Origin of the sequence: Virgibacillus sp. SK37, assembly GCF_000725285.1 — a bacterium.
Classification (GTDB): Bacteria; Bacillota; Bacilli; order Bacillales; family Amphibacillaceae; genus Virgibacillus_Q.
Map to the genome: position 1 here is coordinate 2,306,499 of NZ_CP007161.1, position 19,378 is coordinate 2,325,876.

21 protein-coding genes are annotated in these 19,378 nt (G+C 36.1%); 8 read left to right on the forward strand and 13 right to left on the reverse strand.

Annotation, left to right across the window (positions count from 1 at the left end):
- Nucleotides 1-31 precede the first annotated feature (31 nt).
- Nucleotides 32-943, reverse strand: coding sequence for a heme o synthase (cyoE, locus tag X953_RS11900; RefSeq protein WP_040957095.1), 912 nt, complete (start codon nt 941-943; stop codon nt 32-34).
- A 454-nt stretch (nt 944-1,397) separates the two neighbouring features.
- On the opposite strand from cyoE, the gene X953_RS11905 reads away from it, so the two are divergent.
- Entirely contained in the window at nt 1,398-2,351 is a 954-nt protein-coding gene (locus X953_RS11905) for a heme A synthase (protein WP_040955777.1), read from the forward strand.
- 82 nt (nt 2,352-2,433) lie between these two features.
- On the opposite strand, the gene pyc is transcribed toward X953_RS11905, so the two are convergent.
- The 3 genes from pyc to X953_RS11920 all read right to left on the reverse strand — a co-directional run bounded on the left by pyc (nt 2,434) and on the right by X953_RS11920 (nt 7,531).
- On the reverse strand, nt 2,434-5,877 hold the full coding sequence (gene pyc, locus X953_RS11910; protein ID WP_040955778.1) for a pyruvate carboxylase: 3,444 nt from the start codon (nt 5,875-5,877) through the stop codon (nt 2,434-2,436).
- Nucleotides 5,865-7,046: a putative lipid II flippase FtsW gene (ftsW, locus tag X953_RS11915; RefSeq protein WP_040955779.1), complete on the reverse strand. Its 1,182-nt coding sequence runs from the start codon at nt 7,044-7,046 to the stop codon at nt 5,865-5,867. The genes pyc and ftsW overlap by 13 nt, the downstream gene beginning before the upstream one ends.
- Before the next feature lie 203 nt (nt 7,047-7,249).
- Nucleotides 7,250-7,531, reverse strand: a complete 282-nt coding sequence (locus X953_RS11920; protein ID WP_019378701.1) for a YlaN family protein — start codon at nt 7,529-7,531, stop codon at nt 7,250-7,252.
- 158 nt (nt 7,532-7,689) lie between these two features.
- On the opposite strand from X953_RS11920, the gene X953_RS11925 reads away from it, so the two are divergent.
- Entirely contained in the window at nt 7,690-8,178 is a 489-nt protein-coding gene (locus X953_RS11925) for a hypothetical protein (protein ID WP_040955780.1), read from the forward strand.
- A gap of 281 nt (nt 8,179-8,459) precedes the next feature.
- A complete protein-coding gene (locus X953_RS11930; protein WP_040955781.1) occupies nt 8,460-9,062 on the forward strand; it encodes a YhcN/YlaJ family sporulation lipoprotein in 603 nt (200 codons plus the stop codon).
- A 39-nt stretch (nt 9,063-9,101) separates the two neighbouring features.
- Here the strand turns inward: X953_RS11930 and X953_RS11935 are convergent, their stop codons facing one another.
- On the reverse strand, nt 9,102-9,407 hold the full coding sequence (locus tag X953_RS11935) for a hypothetical protein (RefSeq protein ID WP_040955782.1): 306 nt from the start codon (nt 9,405-9,407) through the stop codon (nt 9,102-9,104).
- Between the two features lie 145 nt (nt 9,408-9,552).
- Here X953_RS11935 and X953_RS11940 point away from each other — a divergent pair, with 145 nt between their 5' ends.
- Complete coding sequence (locus X953_RS11940; RefSeq protein ID WP_232217854.1) at nt 9,553-9,759, forward strand: YlaI family protein; 207 nt, start codon at nt 9,553-9,555, stop codon at nt 9,757-9,759.
- Nucleotides 9,760-9,784: 25 nt separating this feature from the next.
- Here X953_RS11940 and X953_RS11945 read toward each other — a convergent pair whose 3' ends face one another.
- Complete coding sequence (locus tag X953_RS11945) at nt 9,785-10,087, reverse strand: YlaH-like family protein (RefSeq protein ID WP_040955784.1); 303 nt, start codon at nt 10,085-10,087, stop codon at nt 9,785-9,787.
- A 170-nt stretch (nt 10,088-10,257) separates the two neighbouring features.
- Here X953_RS11945 and X953_RS20075 point away from each other — a divergent pair, with 170 nt between their 5' ends.
- Nucleotides 10,258-10,425: a DUF5325 family protein gene (locus X953_RS20075; protein ID WP_198023271.1), complete on the forward strand. Its 168-nt coding sequence runs from the start codon at nt 10,258-10,260 to the stop codon at nt 10,423-10,425.
- Nucleotides 10,426-10,437: 12 nt separating this feature from the next.
- On the opposite strand, the gene X953_RS11950 is transcribed toward X953_RS20075, so the two are convergent.
- A complete protein-coding gene (locus X953_RS11950; RefSeq protein WP_040955785.1) occupies nt 10,438-11,244 on the reverse strand; it encodes an inositol monophosphatase family protein in 807 nt (268 codons plus the stop codon).
- Nucleotides 11,245-11,383: 139 nt separating this feature from the next.
- Nucleotides 11,384-11,575 (reverse strand): hypothetical protein, encoded by a 192-nt coding sequence (locus X953_RS11955; protein WP_026041477.1) that lies wholly within the window; start codon nt 11,573-11,575, stop codon nt 11,384-11,386.
- Between the two features lie 232 nt (nt 11,576-11,807).
- Here X953_RS11955 and X953_RS11960 point away from each other — a divergent pair, with 232 nt between their 5' ends.
- A complete protein-coding gene (locus tag X953_RS11960; RefSeq protein ID WP_040955786.1) occupies nt 11,808-12,425 on the forward strand; it encodes a YktB family protein in 618 nt (205 codons plus the stop codon).
- A 19-nt stretch (nt 12,426-12,444) separates the two neighbouring features.
- On the opposite strand, the gene X953_RS11965 is transcribed toward X953_RS11960, so the two are convergent.
- Together X953_RS11965 and X953_RS11970 are read right to left on the reverse strand one after the other, a co-directional pair.
- The gene (locus X953_RS11965) at nt 12,445-12,726 is read right to left on the reverse strand and encodes a UPF0223 family protein (protein ID WP_040955787.1); all 282 of its coding nucleotides are present in this window, start codon (nt 12,724-12,726) and stop codon (nt 12,445-12,447) included.
- A 20-nt stretch (nt 12,727-12,746) separates the two neighbouring features.
- Nucleotides 12,747-13,700, reverse strand: coding sequence for a nitronate monooxygenase family protein (locus X953_RS11970; protein WP_040955788.1), 954 nt, complete (start codon nt 13,698-13,700; stop codon nt 12,747-12,749).
- Nucleotides 13,701-13,898: 198 nt separating this feature from the next.
- On the opposite strand from X953_RS11970, the gene X953_RS11975 reads away from it, so the two are divergent.
- Nucleotides 13,899-15,368 (forward strand): aminotransferase class I/II-fold pyridoxal phosphate-dependent enzyme, encoded by a 1,470-nt coding sequence (locus X953_RS11975; protein ID WP_040957096.1) that lies wholly within the window; start codon nt 13,899-13,901, stop codon nt 15,366-15,368.
- Nucleotides 15,369-15,505: 137 nt separating this feature from the next.
- On the opposite strand, the gene X953_RS19545 is transcribed toward X953_RS11975, so the two are convergent.
- Nucleotides 15,506-15,613 carry a GapA-binding peptide SR1P gene (locus X953_RS19545; RefSeq protein WP_071649108.1) on the reverse strand — a complete coding sequence of 36 codons (108 nt, stop codon included), beginning with the start codon at nt 15,611-15,613 and terminating at the stop codon, nt 15,506-15,508.
- A 1,000-nt stretch (nt 15,614-16,613) separates the two neighbouring features.
- Nucleotides 16,614-17,480, reverse strand: a complete 867-nt coding sequence (locus X953_RS11985) for a polysaccharide deacetylase family protein (RefSeq protein WP_040955790.1) — start codon at nt 17,478-17,480, stop codon at nt 16,614-16,616.
- A gap of 225 nt (nt 17,481-17,705) precedes the next feature.
- Between X953_RS11985 and X953_RS11990 the strand changes: the two genes are divergently transcribed.
- Nucleotides 17,706-18,080: a hypothetical protein gene (locus X953_RS11990; protein WP_040955791.1), complete on the forward strand. Its 375-nt coding sequence runs from the start codon at nt 17,706-17,708 to the stop codon at nt 18,078-18,080.
- Between the two features lie 147 nt (nt 18,081-18,227).
- On the opposite strand, the gene tnpB is transcribed toward X953_RS11990, so the two are convergent.
- On the reverse strand, nt 18,228-19,361 hold the full coding sequence (gene tnpB, locus X953_RS11995; protein WP_040957097.1) for an IS200/IS605 family element RNA-guided endonuclease TnpB: 1,134 nt from the start codon (nt 19,359-19,361) through the stop codon (nt 18,228-18,230).
- Nucleotides 19,362-19,378 lie beyond the last annotated feature (17 nt).

The following is a 19,378-nucleotide window of genomic DNA, read 5'->3' on the forward strand; positions in this document are numbered from 1 at the left end:
TCCTTATTTATGTTAATTTTTTAAGGACAATTTAGCTAAATGGTGTTTTAATTGTAACAACGACCATCATTAAAAATAACACAGTAAGATAGTTTATTGAATAGATAAAAATAAAATTTGCCCATTTTAGATCATTTTTCATATAAAAACCGCTTATTCCGATTAACAGCCAACCTACGTTAAGTAATGTAGCAATTACCATAAAGGTTGTGCCTAGTGAAGCCAAATAAAATGGAAGAGGTAGCAAACAGGCAATATAGATCACAATTTGTCGCTTTGTAATTTCAAATCCATGAACCACGGGGAGCATTGGAACTCCTGCTGCTTTGTATTCCTTTGTCTTCTTCATCGCTAAAGCAAGGAAATGAGGTGTTTGCCAAATAAACATTATTAAAAATAACATGAGTGGTACGATATGAAAATGAGGTTCAATTGCTGCCCATCCAATTAATGGAGGTGCCGCACCAGAAAAGCTGCCAATTGCAGTATTCAATGTGTACCTTCTTTTCGACCATATTGTATATAATACCACATAAACGAACCATCCCAAAAAAGCAAATAATGCTGCTTGAATTGTTGTCATTGATAGAAGGATTAGGCCAAATAGTGTAGACAATAATCCAAGTACCAACGTCGTATTTAGTGATATACTGCCAGTTACGGTTGGCCTATTCTTTGTCCTGGTCATTAATGGATCTATATCTACATCATACCAGTTATTCAAAATACCTCCACCGGCAATTACTAATGCACTACCTGAGATAGTTAAAATAAATACGTCAAGATTAGCCATAAATGTGCCATTAGTGTAGTGGAGCGCTAACCAAAAACCTGCAATCACAGTAATTAGATTCGAGTTAACAATTCCTATTTTAATCAGTGCTTTAAAATCTTCTATAAAATGAGTGCTTTTCTTTTTGGCGAGTACAGTTGTACCAACCATTTGCGAAGAAGGTGTTTCTGCTTTGTTCAAATTTCTCCCCCCCTATAAACCCCTTCTTTAGGCATGATAAGACCAAGCATACTGATGGAGTTACCACATACTATTCCCCAAAAGTACCTTGGATATAAATTAATTATAATTGTATCATGGAATTGTATTACAATCTAATTAACTAACCTTGGGTGTAAACGTAACATATGTAGAGTTATTAGATTTGGACATGGTAATACAAAGCATAACAAATATCCCCTACACTATTTCTAGCAAACAAATGACAACAATGCAAGGTTTTTTTAGTTTTACATAGTGAAAACAGTAGAAAAAAAGAAAGAGTATAACAATTGTGTGTCATTTGCCATTTTCCAATCATATTTCATTGCATTGTGTATTGACTTAATATTATTATGGTATGTAGCTATTTGTTTACTAATCAACATTGAAGTGAGGCTTTACTATGATAAAAACATTAAAGTGGCTATCTGTTGTATCGACTGTCGGTATGCTCTTTCTACTATTAGGCGGAGCTCTGGTAACTAAAACAGGTTCTGCCGACGGCTGTGGAGATAGTTGGCCACTATGCGAAGGCGAGTTTCTCCCTTCAAACATAACACCAGAATTGGTGATTGAATTAAGTCATCGCCTGGTCACAGGCATTGTTGGTTTTGCTGTTGTAGCACTAGCCATCATGGCATGGAAATATATAGGGCATATACGTGAGGTTAAGTTTCTCACATCATTATCTGTAGTCTTTTTGATAGTTCAAGCATTGATCGGAGCCGCTGCCGTGCTTTGGGGCCAATCAGATTTCGTGTTGGCTGCACATTTTGGTATATCTTTGATTTCCTTTGCTGCAGTGTTTCTTGTCATGTTACTTATATTTGAAATCGACAGAAAGTTTGATGCTGAATCATTGGTGATTCAAAAGAAACACCGATTGGAAATCTATGCCATTACCATTTACACTTATATTGTCGTATATACAGGTGCCCTGGTTCGACACGCAGAAGCTAATTTGGTTTGTGCTGATTGGCCTTTTTGTGCCAACTCTTCACCGTTATCATTTCAAAACTATAGTTTAGAACAGTGGATTCAAATGGGACACCGTTTAGCTGCAGGTTTACTATTCATTTGGACTATTACTCTAGTTATAAGAATGGTAAAACACTATCGAACAAGTAGAATAATGTATTGGGGCTGGTTAACATCATTAGTATTAATCACTCTCCAGGTGTTTTTCGGTGCAATGATAATATTCACCCTTCTAAATCTAGGTATAGCGCTAATGCATGCTTTAGTAATTTCCTGCTATTTTGGGATGTTAAGTTATTTCGTGCTTCTGTCTTCACGAAGTGCCAAATATGAACAATCCCTTCATGATGCCAACAGTAATTCAGAAACGTCATTATAAAATAGATGGCAATATGTTTTAAACATATTGCCATCTATTTTTGTCTGGATTTACTAACCAAACTGTTAATATATTCACTATATTATTCAAACTCGATTAATAGATCATTTACGGCGATTGCTTCTCCGTTTGCAACATAAATCTCTTTAATGACTCCGGAAAATGGCGCCTGTACTGTTGTTTCCATTTTCATAGCTTCTGTAATTAGAAGATAATCACCTTTGTTGACCTGATCTCCTTTTTTACATAGAGCTTCTATAACTGTACCCGGCATTGTTGCACCAATTTGCTTATTATTTGTCTTGTCAACCTGTGGCCGAGCTGTGATAGCTCCCTTTATACTTTCATCTTTGACTACTACTTCACGAGCTTGCCCATTTAATTCAAAGTACACCACTCTTGTTCCATCTATTTGAGGTTCTGAGATAGATACCAACTTTACAATTAATGTTTTTCCTTGTTCAATTTCTACTTCAATTTCCTCACCCAGTCTCATACCATAGAAAAAACTAGGTGTATCCAAGACAGACATGTCACCGTAAGTCTCATAAAAACGATGGTAATCCATAAATACTTTAGGATAAAGAGCATATGATATCATATCAAAGCTAGTTACTTGGCGATCCAATGTTTTAAACAGATTTTCTTTTAGTGCTGTGAAATTAACAGGATCAAGTAATTCGCCAGGACGAACTTTTATAGATTCTCTCCCCTTTAGAATTATCCGCTGTAATTCTTGTGGAAAGCCTTGGTATGGCTGGCCAATATAGCCTTGGGCAAATTCAATAACAGAATCAGGAAAATCAATGGATTCTCCTCGTTCATAAATATCATCTTCTGTCAGATTATTTTGAACCATAAATAAAGCCATGTCACCAATCACTTTTGAAGAAGGAGTTACTTTTACAATATCTCCAAACATGTCATTTACCTGTCGGAACATTGCCTTCACTTCATTCCAGCGATCCCCCAATCCAACAGCCTTTGCTTGTTGTTGAAGATTACTATATTGCCCACCGGGCATTTCATGGAAATACACTTCCGAATGTGGTGCTCTCATTCCGCTTTCAAAGTCTTGGTAATACTCTCTAATACCTTCCCAGTAATGAGAAAGCTTTTCGTATGCATCTACGTTTATATCCGGTTGGCGTTTTGATCCTTGCAATGCGTGATACAACGATTGTGCACTTGGTTGTGATGTTAAGCCTGACATAGAACTCGCAGCTACGTCTACAGCATCTATTCCTGCGTCAATGGCACGAGAATAAGTCAAAATACCGTTTCCACTTGTGTCATGAGTGTGGAGGTGAATTGGTAGATCAATAGATTCCTTCAAAGCAGAGATTAGTTGATAGGCTGCTTCTGGTTTAAGTAGACCAGCCATGTCTTTAATCCCTAAAATATGTGCACCTGCTTGCTCAAGCTCTTTAGCAAGATTTACGTAGTAGTTAAGATCATATTTCGAGCGGCCTTTATCAAGGATATCTCCTGTATAACACATGGAAGCCTCTGCTATTTTGCCATTCTCTCTAACAGTCTCTATTGCAAGTTTCATACCTTCTACCCAATTTAAGCTATCAAAGATTCGAAATACATCTATTCCGGCTTCCGCACTCTTCCCAACAAATTCTTTAATTAGGTTATCAGGGTAATTCTTGTAGCCTACCGCATTGCTTGCACGTAATAACATCTGAAATAATACATTTGGCATTTCCTTACGCAAATTCAACAATCTTTCCCAAGGATCCTCTTTTAAGAAGCGATAAGCAACATCAAAAGTAGCCCCTCCCCACATTTCCACTGAAAACAAGTTTGGCAATAATCTTGCTGTTGGCTCCGCAATCCTGGTTAAATCCTTTGTTCTAACCCTTGTAGCTAATAAAGATTGGTGGGCATCACGAAAGGTTGTATCAGTAAGCATAACTTCTTTTTGTTCTTTTAACCACTTGGCTAACGCCTCAGGTCCTTGCTCATCAAGTATTTGTTTTGTTCCCCGTGGTATTGCTTCCAAATGGTTCACAGCAGGAACTTCTAATTTAGGAAAAACAGGCTTCCGCTTCTTTTCCGCGCCATCCATTCCATTAACAGTTGTATTGGCAATATATGTGAGCATCTTTGTTCCTCGGTCTTTCCGCTTAGGAAAAACAAATAACTCAGGTGTTTGATCAATAAAAGTTGTATCGTATTCCCCTGTTAAAAAATGCTTGTGCAAGATTACGTTTTCCAAGAAAGGAATATTCGTTTTAATTCCTCGTATTCTAAATTCTTTCAGATTTCTGACCATTTTTTGTGCAGCTTGGTCAAAAGTCAATGCCCAAGTCGATACTTTGACCAATAATGAATCATAATGAGGAGAAATGACCGCACCTTGGAAACCGTTACCGGCATCCAACCGTACACCAAACCCTCCGCCGGTTCGATATGCCATAATCTTGCCCGTATCAGGCATAAAGTTATTTAGGGGGTCTTCTGTAGTTACTCTTGATTGAATAGCAAACCCATTCGTTACAATTGCTTCCTGAGAAGGAATTCCTATTGAGTTATCGTGAATGTTCCTTCCTTCTGCAACCTTTACTTGTGTTTGAACAATATCAACACCAGTTATCATTTCTGTAATAGTATGCTCTACTTGAACTCTTGGATTAACTTCAATAAAATAAAATTCGTTATTTGTTACCAAGAATTCTACTGTTCCTGCATTGATATAACCAACATTTTTCATTAAGTTAACAGCAGCTTGACAAATATCCATCCGTAAATCCTCGTTCAACGAAAGACTAGGCGCTACTTCCACTACTTTTTGATGACGCCGTTGTACAGAGCAATCCCTCTCATAAAGATGAACAATATTTCCATCTTTGTCCCCAATAATTTGCACTTCAATATGTTTTGGATTTTCAATAAGTTTTTCTACATATATTTCGTCATTACCAAAAGCGGCTTTAGCCTCAGATTTTGCACGATCATACGCATCTGCAAGCCCTTTTTCGTTTCGAACAATGCGCATTCCGCGTCCTCCGCCACCAAGTGAAGCTTTAATAATTATAGGAAAGCCGAACTTTTGGCCGAAATCTTCCACCTCTTCCATTGAATTCACAGGACCGTCGGTGCCCGGGATTACAGGGATACCTGCTTTAACTGCTTGTGATCTTGCTCTTACCTTATCACCGAACATATGTAAATGTTCACTTGTAGGGCCAATGAAGATGATTCCCTCTTCTTCACAACGTTTCGCAAAGTTTATGTTCTCAGATAAAAATCCATAACCGGGATGTATTGCATCGACACCTACACTTTTTGCAAGTTCAATAATCCCTTCTATATCCAAATATGCATCAATCGGCTTTTTTCCTTCACCAATTAAATAAGATTCATCGGCTTTATAGCGATGATAAGACCCAGAGTCTTCTTTTGAATATATAGCTACTGTCCTGATATTCAGTTCTGTACAAGCACGGAAAACCCGTATTGCTATCTCTCCACGATTTGCAACAAGTACTTTATTAATTTTATTTACTTCTGCCATGTTCTTCCTCCTCTATTTTGATATATATGTGGTTCCGTTTTTTTATGTTCAGAAACTGGAGTTCGTTCTGCTGTCTTCACTGACATGGCAATATTATTCATTATTCCCATTGAAATCATTAATACAAGAAGAGAAGAACCTCCATAACTCACAAACGGAAGTGGTACTCCGGTAATCGGTAAAACCCCACTAATTGCACCTAAATTAATGAACGCTTGAAGCCCAATCATTGAAGAAATACCTATTGCTAGTAGGGAGCCAAAACTATCTTGACATTTGCTTGATATGAATATTCCACGTAACACAATAGTTGCTATCATCCCAATTACAATCATTACACCCATAAAACCAAGTTCTTCTGCAATTATTGCCATAATAAAATCAGTATGCGCCTCCATGAGATAACCAAGCTTTTGCACACTCTGACCCAGCCCTTCTCCAGTAAACCCGCCGCCGCCAATAGCCAGGTATGACTGAATAAGATGATATCCTCCATCTTCGGGGGTCTGAAATGGTTGATAAGCTCCAGTAAACCTGGATATCCTGACATCTGTTACCATATTAGGAATTGCTATTGCCAAAATCACCAACCCAATCCCAATTAGTAAAAAAAGATGTTTAAAACGAATACCTGCACTGAAAATTACTGAACAGGCTATTAGAAATATAATAGATGCTGTACCAATATCCGGTTGCAGCACTATTAGGGATAAAATAATCCCTGTCAAAACTAATGGTGGGAGTACCCCTTTTGTAAATTCATTAATGTACGCCTGTTTTTTTGAATACACGGAGGCCAAATACATAATAAGGGCAAGTTTAGCAAATTCTGCAGGTTGAAGGCTTATTGGTCCAAATGAAAACCAAGATTTTGCATTGTTAATTGTTGTACCAAAAAACAAAACACCTACCAATAGAAGAATTACAAATAAAATTATTATCTTCATTAATTTCTGATAATACTTATAGGGAAATATACTACAAAATATAAATCCTGCCAAGCCAATTACAAACCATTGCAATTGTTTAATCAGATAGTGCGTACTTTCATATCCTTCGACAATAGAAGTTACCATACTGGCACTATAAATCATCACCATACCAAAGGCAGCTAGAAGAATGGGTGTAATTATTAATGTAAAATCATAATCTTTTAATTTCTGTATCATCTTACTTCTCCCTACTATGTAATGTTTAAGATGAAATAGAAAAATATGATAACACATTTAACAATAGTATAACACATTTCTAAATGGTTTTTCTACTTTCATCTAATTTTTGAATTTATATAAACAAAAAAACCTTGCCAATTATTATGTAGGCAAAGTTTTTGCTAATTGAAAATTAACGCCTTTTTGTGTACATTAGTATGTCACAATGAGTTTTGCGCTGCTTCATGTAGTATATTAAGCTGCCTCTCTAGATTTTCGAGAAGTGCTTTGCCTTCATCTTCGCTGATCAAGTCCAAACGAACAGCAAAATCAATTTCCCTTGATAAGCCGAACATCTGCGTGTCCAAAACTTCTTCGTACAACGGGCACTGAGGCATGGTTAAATTTTCTATTTGAACTTCTATTAATCGTAAAATTTTATCAGCATCAGCCTTAAGAAGGGCGTGGGCTTTTTCACGATGATTTACTGTCATCTCAGGCATCAAATAAATCCCTCCATTTAAAAAGACTTCCTTCTATATTATATTATCGTTTGCTTATAAAAATTGCAAACAAAATATTATTTTTTAAATGTAATGAAATGAAATATTTATGTTATTCTGCTATTCTTAGTAGAGACTTTATGAATGAGGTGAAAAAATTGATTGTACCTATTATTGGAAATGTGTCATATTCCATCACTCTTGATCCTACTGTTTGGATTTTTGATGACAGGAAAATATTACTCGAGGAAGTATTCGAAAATAAACTTTCAGAAGCAGATGAAACAGATGAAATTGAGAAGGCTTCTAAACGTTGGGAGAAGGAATTGGACCCGCAATTTTCTAAGCCACCGGTAAATCGTAGCATTAAACAATTTGAAAGAGAAAAGATACTCACTAGCTCGTATGTAATGCCATTAAAGGATTTTATTAATAATGCTGAAATAAAAACAGATGCAGTAAATGCCACCCTTCTAACAGAAAATGGGGATTACAACCTATCTATTGACGAACTAAAGGCAGGATACTTTCTATTTGCCTTAGATGGTAAACCATTAAAAGAAAATGGGCCAGTGCACTTCCTTTATCAAGATGGATCCAATTTCACTGGCCCAATTGTCGGCATTAAAAAGATTGTTATTAACTAACTATAAAAAGAGCTGTTCACACAAATGTGACAGCTTTTTTGTTTCTAAACTATAAAAGTGAGTAATTTTTATGAATCGACCAACCTCTTTTCTTTGCCGCCGACGTGATATCGTAAGAAAAACGCTACGTTTAAAAACTGAAAGTGCAAATCCTATACATTGTTACATTAAATCTCTGAATTTAATTTATATAACCATCCCTACACTAAACATCTGTATAAATTAAACCTTTCTATCTAAAAATAACCATTACAACAAGTGATAAGAAGGAGAGATCAATAATGCAGAAGAAGCTTTATTTTGTTCAAATGCTAATAATTATGTTTTTTATAGTCGGATGCCAACAAAATGAAGAAGAAGCCTTGGAGAGTAAAGAAAACAACAACCAAAAGTTTTTACAGGTTAAAAATTCAGAAACAACTGATTCAGAAAACCTCTCCAATAACGAAATAGCCGACCGACTGGCAAATATCGCCAGCGAGGTTCCGAATGTCCAAGGAGCATCTGCGGTTGTGGCAGGTCCGTATGCTGTGGTGGGTATTGATGTTGCTAAAGAATTAGACAGATCTCGTGTTGGAACAATAAAATATTCAGTATCAGAAGCTCTTTACCATGATCCGTATGGTAAAACCGCAGTTGTAATTGCTGATGCAGATGCAACCGAAAGAATTCGTAATATGGGAAATAAAATAAAACAAGGACACCCTGTTCAAGGTATTGTAGATGAACTTGCAGCCATAGTTGGTAGATATATGCCTGATTTTCCAATTAAAGATGATCAACCTGTAGATCCAGACCAAAATAAAGAAGTGCTACCTGAAGAAGAGCAAAAACAATTAGACCAAATTCAAGAGGAACAATCGAACCATCAGAAGGATAAATAATATTAAAAAGATTGCCTGCTTTATCAGGCAATCTTTTTTCTAATTTTGCTCATTTTCGCTTGTGTTCTCTTTCTTATATTCATTATAATATTGAACTCCGAATTGTGAACCCTCGGACACCATTTTTGCGTTCTCCAATTGAGCTAAATCTTTTGTTTCCGACTGATCAGGCACACCAGCATCCTCAAATGGTTCTTTTAAGCTATCATTATTCATAAACTTACTTTTCATCCCTTTAGCCTTTTCCATCACTTTATCACGGTTATTTTTGTCTTTCAGATACATACCTGTTGCAGCAATCGCACCAGTTGCACCTACAGCAGATGCAATATATCTTTTTTTCATGGAATCGCCCTTTCTTTGACAATGTAGTCTTATTTATTTATTCCCCGATATAAAAGAATAAAACGTGAATCTGTATTTCTTCATTCCCATTTCTTATGTTAAAATAAAATAAAGAATTATTTAGAGGCTTGGAATTAGAGGTGACATTATGCAAGTTAAGTGCTCCATTTGTGATACAGTTGAAGCAATTGAAGATGATTCTTTACAAGCTAAACGTCTGAGAAACAGAAGAATCCATATGTATTTATGCCAAGATTGCTATGATCGTATTAAAAAGAAAACGTATGAACGACATGCGACTGGGGATTTTCAATTGTATAAAGAGAAAAAAAAGAAAAATGATTTGATATAAAAAAACGTCCTTAAAAGACGTTTTTTTACTTGGTAGCTGTTCTTTGCTTATGTAGTCTATATCTATAAATGCCTAACACTAAAGCGACAATGATTAAGCTCTCCGTAATAGGAAGATTCATGATGCTAAATATCGTTAAAATAAATGTTCCGATCGCAAGCATAATATAAACAATAATGGTTTTTAAAATAGGTAGCTCTCGAGCAAATCCTAACTTAAATGATATGGAACCAAATATTAAATTTAATATATAAAAAATCCAAAATATATGATCTGTGCCGAAAAAGTGTATAAGTAAATCCAAAATAAGACTGTAATTCGTCTCCATTATTCTCCCCCATTAATAGTTATCCATTTTAATTCTTGAAAACCTTTTACCATCATACTAAATCTTTTTGCTTCATGCTAGTTATTTCACATATATTTCATTAATTGTTCTTTTTGAATATCTCAGCATTTTAAGATATACTGTTTTTTGAAAGAAATTGAGGTGGCCTTATGAAAGGAATTAATTTTTCAAAGCTATTCTTAGCTATTTTAGTGATTTCTATGTTTGTTGCTGTTGGTGTTGCCATTGCTTATCGCAACATATGGCTCGTTTTATTATTTATCTTCCTAGGTTTTGCTATTATGGGTTATGGTTTATCCAAAAGGAAAAGAAAGTGATTCATTTTTGAATCACTTTCTTCCTTTTTTTAAATATTCATCAATGATAATATGCTGGACACGTGGGTTACAAGTAAAAACAGAATTATTTTTAATCATATTTAACTCATCACCATTAATATCCGTTGTTATTCCTCCAACCTCATTGACTATAACCACACCAGCTGCTATATCCCAAGGAGATAGTCTCATCGTCAAATAACCATCCATAATACCTTCTGCAACAAACGCAAACTCCAGTGCTGCTGAACCATATGTTCTTGTTCCCCGTACTTTCCTAACTAATTGCTGCATCATTTGTTCTTTTACTAATCTATTTTCGCATAACCAGAAGTGGTTTAGACCTAAGATTGCTTCTTCTATCTTAACGGATTCAGATAATAAGGGCAGCTTTCTCTCATTTTTATAAGCACCTTTATTTCGTATTCCACTATATAAAACATCCTCCATTACATTATAGATAAGCCCTATTTCACCAACCCCATCTTGATAGATACCAATCGAGATGGCAAAGTTTCTTTTTTGATGAACAAAATTCATTGTTCCGTCGATAGGATCAATAATCCATACTGTGCCACTCAGTGAGGTGATATCATCGCCAAAGCCTTCTTCACTTAGAATTAAATGATCAGGATACGTGACTTTTATCTTTTTTGCAAAAAATAATTCTGTTTCCTTATCCATTTCTGTTACTAAATCATTTGGATTGGACTTCGTATTAATAGTTAGTGGATCGTTTATTTTCCTTCTAATCGTTTCTCCAGCTTCAAGTATCCAAGACTTAGCTTGGTCAAATATTTTGTCCCATTCTGCTACCATATTGCATCCCCTATCTACTGTTTATTCTATACTATCAAATTTTAATAAATTATTCATTGTCTACGGGTTGGCGTATCATTTAAAAGAAATAAAATACCTTCAACATCGTATTGAACTGTTGAAGGTTTAAAGAAGCTTTTTACTCATTCTCAATTTTTAGCAACTGTTCTCTAAGCTGCTTCAGTTTTTCTTTTGATTTAATAATTTGCACTTTATCTTCTGCTTTCAGGGCATCATGGAGAGTTACCAATTCATAATCAATTTCCATACGGATTACAGGTAATTTTTCCTCAGCTTCTTTTCGTCTCAGGGCCTCCATTACATATTTCACTTGATTCACAACCTTTCAGCATCGCTTTTAATATGTTTATGACTGTCTTACAATTTTGTTCAATAAATTTTCTGAAAATCAGTTAGTTGATTTATCAATTCCCAAGTTTCGCTGTTTTTAAACATAAACCTACTCATACTAAGGATATAAGTTCACTTACTTGACGTATTGCGATAAAAATTTAATAATAATTATTATAAATAGTTCAGGATAACGAGAAGGGAAGATATACATGAATTTTGATGGTTTTAGCCAGCATGATTTTGATACATTTTTAATAGAAGGCCTAGATGAGCGGATGGAAGCAATACAAACAAGAATTCAACCGAAATTTCAAGAATTAGGAAGCTATATGGTTGATTATTTATCAGCACAATTAGGCAATGAAGTATATTTGCACATTGCCAAACACGCAAGAAGAACAGTAAATCCTCCAAAAGATACGTGGCTTGCCATAGCGGATAATAAACGTGGTTATAAAAAACACCCCCATTTTCAGATTGGTCTGTTCGATGACCATGTATTTGTTTGGCTTGCTCTTATTTATGAATTGGATCATAAGAAAGAAATCGCTCAAACATTTCTGGATAATTACCAAGAATTAACGAATCTACCAGATTATTATAAAGTATCACTTGATCATACAAAAAAGACATCAATTAGCCTTAAGGACTTAGAAAAGAAAGATGTGGAACGTTTCCGTGATGTAAAAAAAGCTGAATTTTTGATTGGTCAACACCTCCCTAGTACGGATGTGCGTGTAAAAAATGGGGATACATTTATCAATACTGTGAAGGACACCTTTAACAGTTTAATTCCTTTCTATCAAATGGCATTGAGAAGCAAATAAAAATGAAAGAGGGGCATACTTAAGCATGTCCCTCTTTCATTTTGATGATACCTTGCTCCGTCTCTTTTAATTTTTTTACTACTTGATAACTGGAATAGCCTGATTGTTGCTGGAAATTCGCAAACAGTTTTTTTTCCTCACTTTTTGAAGGGACTATCTGTTTGAACTTACGATATAATAAAGCTATATCCTTTCTTGCGGCACCTTTTTCATAGGCTTGTTCTATTAATGAAAAAAATTGAACAACATCAATTATTTCTTGTGTTGTCCAGCTTTCATCGATTGGATAGTGATAACTCATATTGAACCTCCTGATCAAACTTATAATTTTTCTTTTATTTTTTCTGCTTCCAGAATCATTGTCTCGATTAACTCTTTAACAGATGGTAGATCGTGTATTCTGGCTGCTCCTTGTCCACTCCAGCCAAACCCTTCCTCTGCCTTACCATCATAAATATAACGTTTATTGGCGTCGCCACTAATAAAATTCTTTAAAGCTTCATATCCTCCTTCTTCTTTTTCTACATTTAGAATCTTTTCTGTCCAGGGATTCTTTAATGCTCTAGCCGGAGTTCCTAAGGTACGTTTAATAACCACAGTGGAGTTTTCATCTGCATCTATGATTGCTTGCTTATAGGTTGGGTGGGCATGAACGCATTCCTTTGTAGCAATAAAGCGAGTACCCATCTCTATTCCTTCCGCTCCTAAAGCAAGAGCTGCCAACATACCTCTACCATCCACTATTCCACCAGAAGCAATAACAGGAATGGATACATGATCAACTACTTGGGGAGTTAGTGTAAAGGTTCCCACATCACTTCGCCCAAGATGGCCACCTCCATCTTGTCCTACAACCATCACAGCATCTGCTCCCAATTCTTCTGCTTTTTCCGCCTGTCTTCGAGCAGCTACCAGAACTAGCTTTTTAATAGGGTGTTCTTTCACCATATCAAGTACTTTTTTAGGATTTCCACCTGTCACGGAAATAACAGGGACTTTTTCTTCAATAGCAACTTGGACCATATGCTCAAAAGCTCTACCGTGCTCTCCAATGGCAAAGTTTACTCCAAAAGGTTCTGTTGTCATTTTCCTTAATTTGCGAATTTCATTTCTTAATTCTTCCGGGCTTGATAGGCTCATAGCTGTAATCTGCCCCAAACCGCCCGCATTGGAAACAGCTGCTGCCAAATCAGCATATGCAAGATATGCTAGCCCCCCTTGAATAATCGGATACTTAATATCCAGTAGTTTCGAAACTCTAGTTTCCCATTTCATTAGATTCGCCTCCTGAAAAATTTACTATGTACCATTTCACTAACTAATACGCTCAAAATTAATCATAAGCTTAATTATTACTATGTTACCATCCCTACCCGTAATAAGGCTATCCAAAAAACGAAGTGGAATTATAGGATGTAATTTGCTATAATACTCTAGTTATTTAACACTGAAGAAATTGAGGGAAGAACGATGATTAATCAACATAAAACACCTTTATTCACTGGACTATTAAACCATATAGAAAAGAACCCAATTCCGTTTCACATCCCAGGTCATAAACAAGGAAAAGCTGCAGAGCCTACATTCCGCGATTTTCTGGGAGACGCTGTATTCGCAATTGATTTAATAAATATAGAGCCTTTGGATGACTTACACCATCCTCATGCAATGATTAAAGACGCACAAGAGCTTGCAGCTTACGCTTTTGGTGCTGACTACACTTATTTTTCTGTTCAAGGAACGAGTGGAGCAATAATGACTATGGTATTGAGTGTATGTAATCCTGGTGACAAAATTATCGTCCCAAGAAATGTGCATAAATCTGTTACATCAGCAATAATTTTTTCTGGTGCAATTCCAATCTTTATACAGCCAGAACTGGATGAACAACTCGGTATTTCTCATGGTATAACTCCAAATTCAGTTAAAAAAGCAATTAAAGCACACCCTGATACAAAAGCAGTATTAGTCATCAATCCAACTTATTTTGGTGTCGCTGCTGACTTAGAAGAAATCGTAAGCATCAGTCACAAATATGATATACCGGTATTAGTTGATGAAGCGCATGGTGTGCATATACATTTTCACGACGAGCTCCCTCTCTCAGCCATGCAGGCTGGTGCTGACCTATCGGCTACGAGTGTTCACAAACTCGGCGGGTCTCTAACGCAAAGTTCCATTTTGAATTTGCAGGGAACACGCGTATCACACGAGAAAGTACAAACCATTATGTCAATGCTAACAACTACCTCAACATCCTACCTTTTATTGGCATCCTTAGATACTGCCAGAAAGCAACTTGCGGTTAATGGATTTACATTAGTGGATGAAGCACTAACATTAGCAAATGATACAAGAAAGCAGATAAACAGCTTAAATTACATTTATTGTGCAGGAGATGAAATAATAGGAACAGAAGCTGCCTATAGCTTTGATCCTACAAAACTTATTATATCTGTAAAAGATTTAGGGATTACAGGGTATGATGCAGAGGTATGGCTAAGGGAGAACTTTTCTATCGAGGTAGAATTATCTGATCTGTATAATATTTTATGCATTATTACCCCAGCAGACACAAAAGAAACTACAGACAAATTAGTTCATGCTCTAAAAAGGTTGGATGATAGCAATACACAAACAAATTGCGGTAAAAATGTACAAGTATCCATCCCTGATATACCACTATTGGCATTAACACCAAGAGATGCTTTTTATGCGGAGACAGAAATCATCCCTTTTCGTTCTGCAGCCGGTAGAATCAGTGCCGAATCCATTATGGTCTACCCTCCGGGAATACCGATTTTTATTCCGGGGGAAATTATTACGGAAGAAAATATAAATTATATCCAAAAAAATATACGTGCTGGACTGCCTGTGCAGGGGTTACAGGATGAAACACTGGAGACTATACACGTTATCAAAGAGCATAAACCTTTTAATTAAATAAAAAGAAGCATGATTCATAGCTATTACAGCAATAAAAATTAGCTATAGAACCTAAATTTTAAAGTTTTTTCAAGCAAAAAAAGACTGCAATTTGTAAATTGCAGTCTTTTTTTATTCATATACTAGTTTTATAGTTATTTATTTTCATTGCAAGTCGGACATGTCCCATAAAGGGTAGTTACTTTCTCTTCATTATAATGATCGATCACTGTCTGACAATCCTGACAAACAATTGTGCCCATTTGGTCCACTCCTTTTCCGTTTATTATGTTAACGTATTCATATTATAATATGACACATTGGATTTTTCAACCCCTAATTAGTATATCACATTAAAAAATATGTTACCTCACAGGTTATACACCTCAGTTGCATCATGCCTTTATACACATTTAAAAATAATTAAATTTGTGAAAAATATGAATCGACTTTCAAAATATAATTTGTATCAAAAGTTTAAAAAACCCCGAACATTTTTTGTGGCTCTACTGCAACTTATTGGGGACAAACGTATTTTCTTCCTTCGTAGTTGGAGTAAACTGCGACCTAACTTAGCTTATAAAAAGCTCAGTGAAATATTTGAGAAGACGCGCCCCATTGATTTCCGTTGCATGCGGACGCTTTCCGCCGGCATGGCTTCAGCCGCTTCCTCCGCTACGCTCCGTGCAGGGTCTTCAGCTCATGCTATTCCGGCAGGAGTCGCGGGCCAACAGGACGTAGGTCATGCAATCGTTGCCACAGGACGTGGCGTTCTTAGATTGCCGCATTCCACTCCAATCAATTCGTGCATAGCATATTCTGGATCTATGTGAACGCAATTTTCCTTCGTAGATATAAATGTACATAGTAGCGAAGGGGAAATATGGAGACTCCTCGAAAATAAAATACACATTTTCATCGTGCGATGTATTGCTGACGAAGCCTTCCTTGTCCTGCGGGAGGAGAGGCCTCGATGAGACCCCGAAACGCAGTATAGGGGTTGGAAGGCTAAAGTCGCGACGTCCTGTCGCAACGCCTTCATGACCAACATCGTGTTGGCCCGAGGCTCATCAGCCGCCCGCGGAAAGCGGAATATTTCCCCGTAGCGGTGATTTACGCAGCCTCTATATTCTTAGTTACGTCGCAGTTTATATATTTCCCGCAGCATTGAATAATCATTGCTATATAAGAATTTTTTTGTAAACAAAAAACCTGCAATAGGACGATTATTAGCTAAACAATCTGCCCAACTGCAGGGATACGTTACATATCTTTTGTTTTAATTAATGCAGGATCCACCATTTGATATCCTTTATCACGCAGTCCTTTAATGATTCCAGGCAGTGCCTTATTCGTCCATTCTCTGTCATGCATTAATAGGTTCGCTCCTGGTTTAAGCAAAGAATAGTCTACTCCTACCTCAGGACCTTCTCCACTGATCATAGCTTGCTCTAATTTATTGGCATCCATATATGGTTCAAAATAATCGTAGCCATAAGTCCAATTCATTAATGTCATACCTTCTTCAGCAACCAATTCTCTCGAATAATCAGTGTTTGCTCCATGAGGGGCACGGAAAAATAATGGCCGTTCTCCGATAATTTCCTCTACTCGATCACTTACAGATATAATTTCTTCTCGTTGCGCTCCTTTTGATATTTTCTTAAGATTTGCGTGCGTTTTCGTGTGATTGCCAATAATAAAGCCCATCTCGTGTAATTTCTTTAGCTTTTGAGCACCTTCTTCTGACTCAATAAAATGGCCATTCACAAAAAATATAGCATTCACACCTAGTTCCTTTAATGTATTGGCCATTTCCAATGAATACTTATCAGGTGCATCATCGATTGTAACTAGTACAACTTTTTCCTCAGCATTATCGATAGGTACAATCGAAGCATTTTCTGTTACTTTATACTTAGGTTCTTTCACTTCCTGTGATACTTCCGCTGATTCTTTTTCTTCCTTTTCCTTTTCTTTTTTTTCACTCTCAGATTTTTGATCTGCACGCTGCTCATTTTCCTTTTGGTCAGCGTTATTTTCCTGAGCACTTTCTTTAGACGTGTTGCTACATGCTGGCAATAAAACCATAGCGACTACAATGAAAATTACTGCTCCTATTCTTTGCATTCTTCTGCCTCCCCTATGATGTCCTTATACATATAAGTATAAGTCAAAAAGAAAATAATTTAAAATATAACCTTTTTATGAAACAGGCATATTACTAATAAAACAATCAGATTTCTTTTGTTTTACTATCTGGTAACACGCCCAAAAAAGATATATATATTTGCTAAACTAAAACTATACGATAATAAATATTTTTACTATTCTTTCCCAAGAGGGAGTGTTACCATGAAAATTAAATTTCTAGCTATAATTATATTTATTCTAATATCATCTACAGGCTGTGGTAGATCAAATAGCAACGTTATAGATGTAGTTACTTTTCAGCCTTTTGATTATCATATATCTCTATTTTCCGATGCTACAAGTGAGCATAATAAAAATCTGTATATTGATGCATTAATTGAATTAAAAGCAAAGCATCCGGCTGCTTTTAAGAATATACAGACAGAAGAAATTAGTAAAGAGGAAGCTGATCAACTATCAAAAATCGAGGACACCACCTTGATTATTAGTAAAAACGGTCGAACTCTATCACGGCTTTCAGGAGAGCAAGATAAATCAAAGATAGTGAATACATTGGAGAAGTTTATAGTAAATTGAACTACTCACCACTTAACACCCTCTCGGGTTGTTTGAAGTGGGAGATTCTTGGGAACAGAGCGTACTTGTTAGCGTATTTCTTTGCCAACAGAGGTTTCTCTTATTGACCAAGCTATTCCCGTAGTTCCTACGGTTCTATATTTTTGTTTAAGCCAAGTCTAAGGTTTTTAAGCCTTTTGCTAGGATGTTTTTGCTGGCATTTATATCTCTATCGTGATGTTCATTACAAACAGAACAAGTCCAGTCCCTTATTTCAAGAGACTTCTTGCCATCTTGATGACCGCAATTGGAACATATCTGACTAGACGGAAACCATCTGCTTATTTTTACGATTGTTTTTCCATACCATTTTGCTTTGTATTCTATTTTTGTTACAAAAGCAGACCATGACACGTCAGAGATTGATTTTGCCAACTTATGATTGCGTAACATTCCTTTAGTATTCAAGTCCTCAATACAGACAATATCGTGGTTTTTGATTATTTCTGTACTTAACTTGTTAAGAAAATCATCACGTTGGTTCATTACTTTTTCGTATAATCTAGCAACTTTACGTTTTTGTTTCTGATAGTTTTTTGTATCAAAAAGGTCAATGCCATTGTTTTTAGCATGTAATGCACGTCTTGAGAGCTTTCGCTGCTCACGTTTCAGTTTCTTTTCCATTTTTGATGTGAACTTATTATTGTCAATCTTGTGACCATCAGAAAGAATAGCAAAGTCAGTGATACCTAAGTCTATGCCAATAGATGAATCCGTTCTCTCTAATGGTTGTACTTCTGTTTCAGTTAGAATGGATACAAAGTATTTGCCACTAGGATTTAGTCTAACAGTTGCATTAAGGATACGGCCATGCACTTCACGACTTTTGGCAAAGCGAACAAGACCTAGTTTCGGCAACTTAATTTTGTTGTCAATGACTTCAATATTCCCATTTGTATGCTTTGTTGTATAAGACTGAATAGGGTTCTTTTTAGACTTGAAGCGTGGTGCTTTATTTTGTTCCTTGAAGAATCTTGTATATGAATCAGCAAGATTTCTCAAGGATGATTGAAGGGCAATGCTATCAACTTCGGTTAGCCATACGAGTTCCTTTTTTAATTTTGTTAACTCGGCAGAACAAGAATTATAAGTTAATCCTTTGCCTGTTTTCTTATATGTATCGTTCCAAAGTGCTAAAAAACTGTTAAATACGAAACGAGAGCAACCAGTCGTCTTTGCGATTATGATTTCTTGTTCTTTATTTGGATAGATACGGAATTTATATGCTTTGTTGACTAACATTGTTTCCACCTCATTCC

Bases quoted from the DNA above. Each gene is read 5' to 3' on its own strand.
- cyoE (WP_040957095.1), bottom strand. From the start codon at position 943: ATGGTTGGTACAACTGTACTCGCCAAAAAGAAAAGCACTCATTTTATA.
- X953_RS11905 (WP_040955777.1), top strand. From the start codon at position 1,398: ATGATAAAAACATTAAAGTGGCTATCTGTTGTATCGACTGTCGGTATG.
- pyc (WP_040955778.1), bottom strand. From the start codon at position 5,877: ATGGCAGAAGTAAATAAAATTAATAAAGTACTTGTTGCAAATCGTGGA.
- ftsW (WP_040955779.1), bottom strand. From the start codon at position 7,046: ATGATACAGAAATTAAAAGATTATGATTTTACATTAATAATTACACCC.
- X953_RS11920 (WP_019378701.1), bottom strand. From the start codon at position 7,531: ATGCCTGAGATGACAGTAAATCATCGTGAAAAAGCCCACGCCCTTCTT.
- X953_RS11930 (WP_040955781.1), top strand. From the start codon at position 8,460: ATGCAGAAGAAGCTTTATTTTGTTCAAATGCTAATAATTATGTTTTTT.
- X953_RS11935 (WP_040955782.1), bottom strand. From the start codon at position 9,407: ATGAAAAAAAGATATATTGCATCTGCTGTAGGTGCAACTGGTGCGATT.
- X953_RS11945 (WP_040955784.1), bottom strand. From the start codon at position 10,087: ATGGAGACGAATTACAGTCTTATTTTGGATTTACTTATACACTTTTTC.
- X953_RS20075 (WP_198023271.1), top strand. From the start codon at position 10,258: ATGAAAGGAATTAATTTTTCAAAGCTATTCTTAGCTATTTTAGTGATT.
- X953_RS11950 (WP_040955785.1), bottom strand. From the start codon at position 11,244: ATGGTAGCAGAATGGGACAAAATATTTGACCAAGCTAAGTCTTGGATA.
- X953_RS11960 (WP_040955786.1), top strand. From the start codon at position 11,808: ATGAATTTTGATGGTTTTAGCCAGCATGATTTTGATACATTTTTAATA.
- X953_RS11965 (WP_040955787.1), bottom strand. From the start codon at position 12,726: ATGAGTTATCACTATCCAATCGATGAAAGCTGGACAACACAAGAAATA.
- X953_RS11970 (WP_040955788.1), bottom strand. From the start codon at position 13,700: ATGAAATGGGAAACTAGAGTTTCGAAACTACTGGATATTAAGTATCCG.
- X953_RS19545 (WP_071649108.1), bottom strand. From the start codon at position 15,613: ATGGGCACAATTGTTTGTCAGGATTGTCAGACAGTGATCGATCATTAT.
- X953_RS11985 (WP_040955790.1), bottom strand. From the start codon at position 17,480: ATGCAAAGAATAGGAGCAGTAATTTTCATTGTAGTCGCTATGGTTTTA.
- X953_RS11990 (WP_040955791.1), top strand. From the start codon at position 17,706: ATGAAAATTAAATTTCTAGCTATAATTATATTTATTCTAATATCATCT.
- tnpB (WP_040957097.1), bottom strand. From the start codon at position 19,361: ATGTTAGTCAACAAAGCATATAAATTCCGTATCTATCCAAATAAAGAA.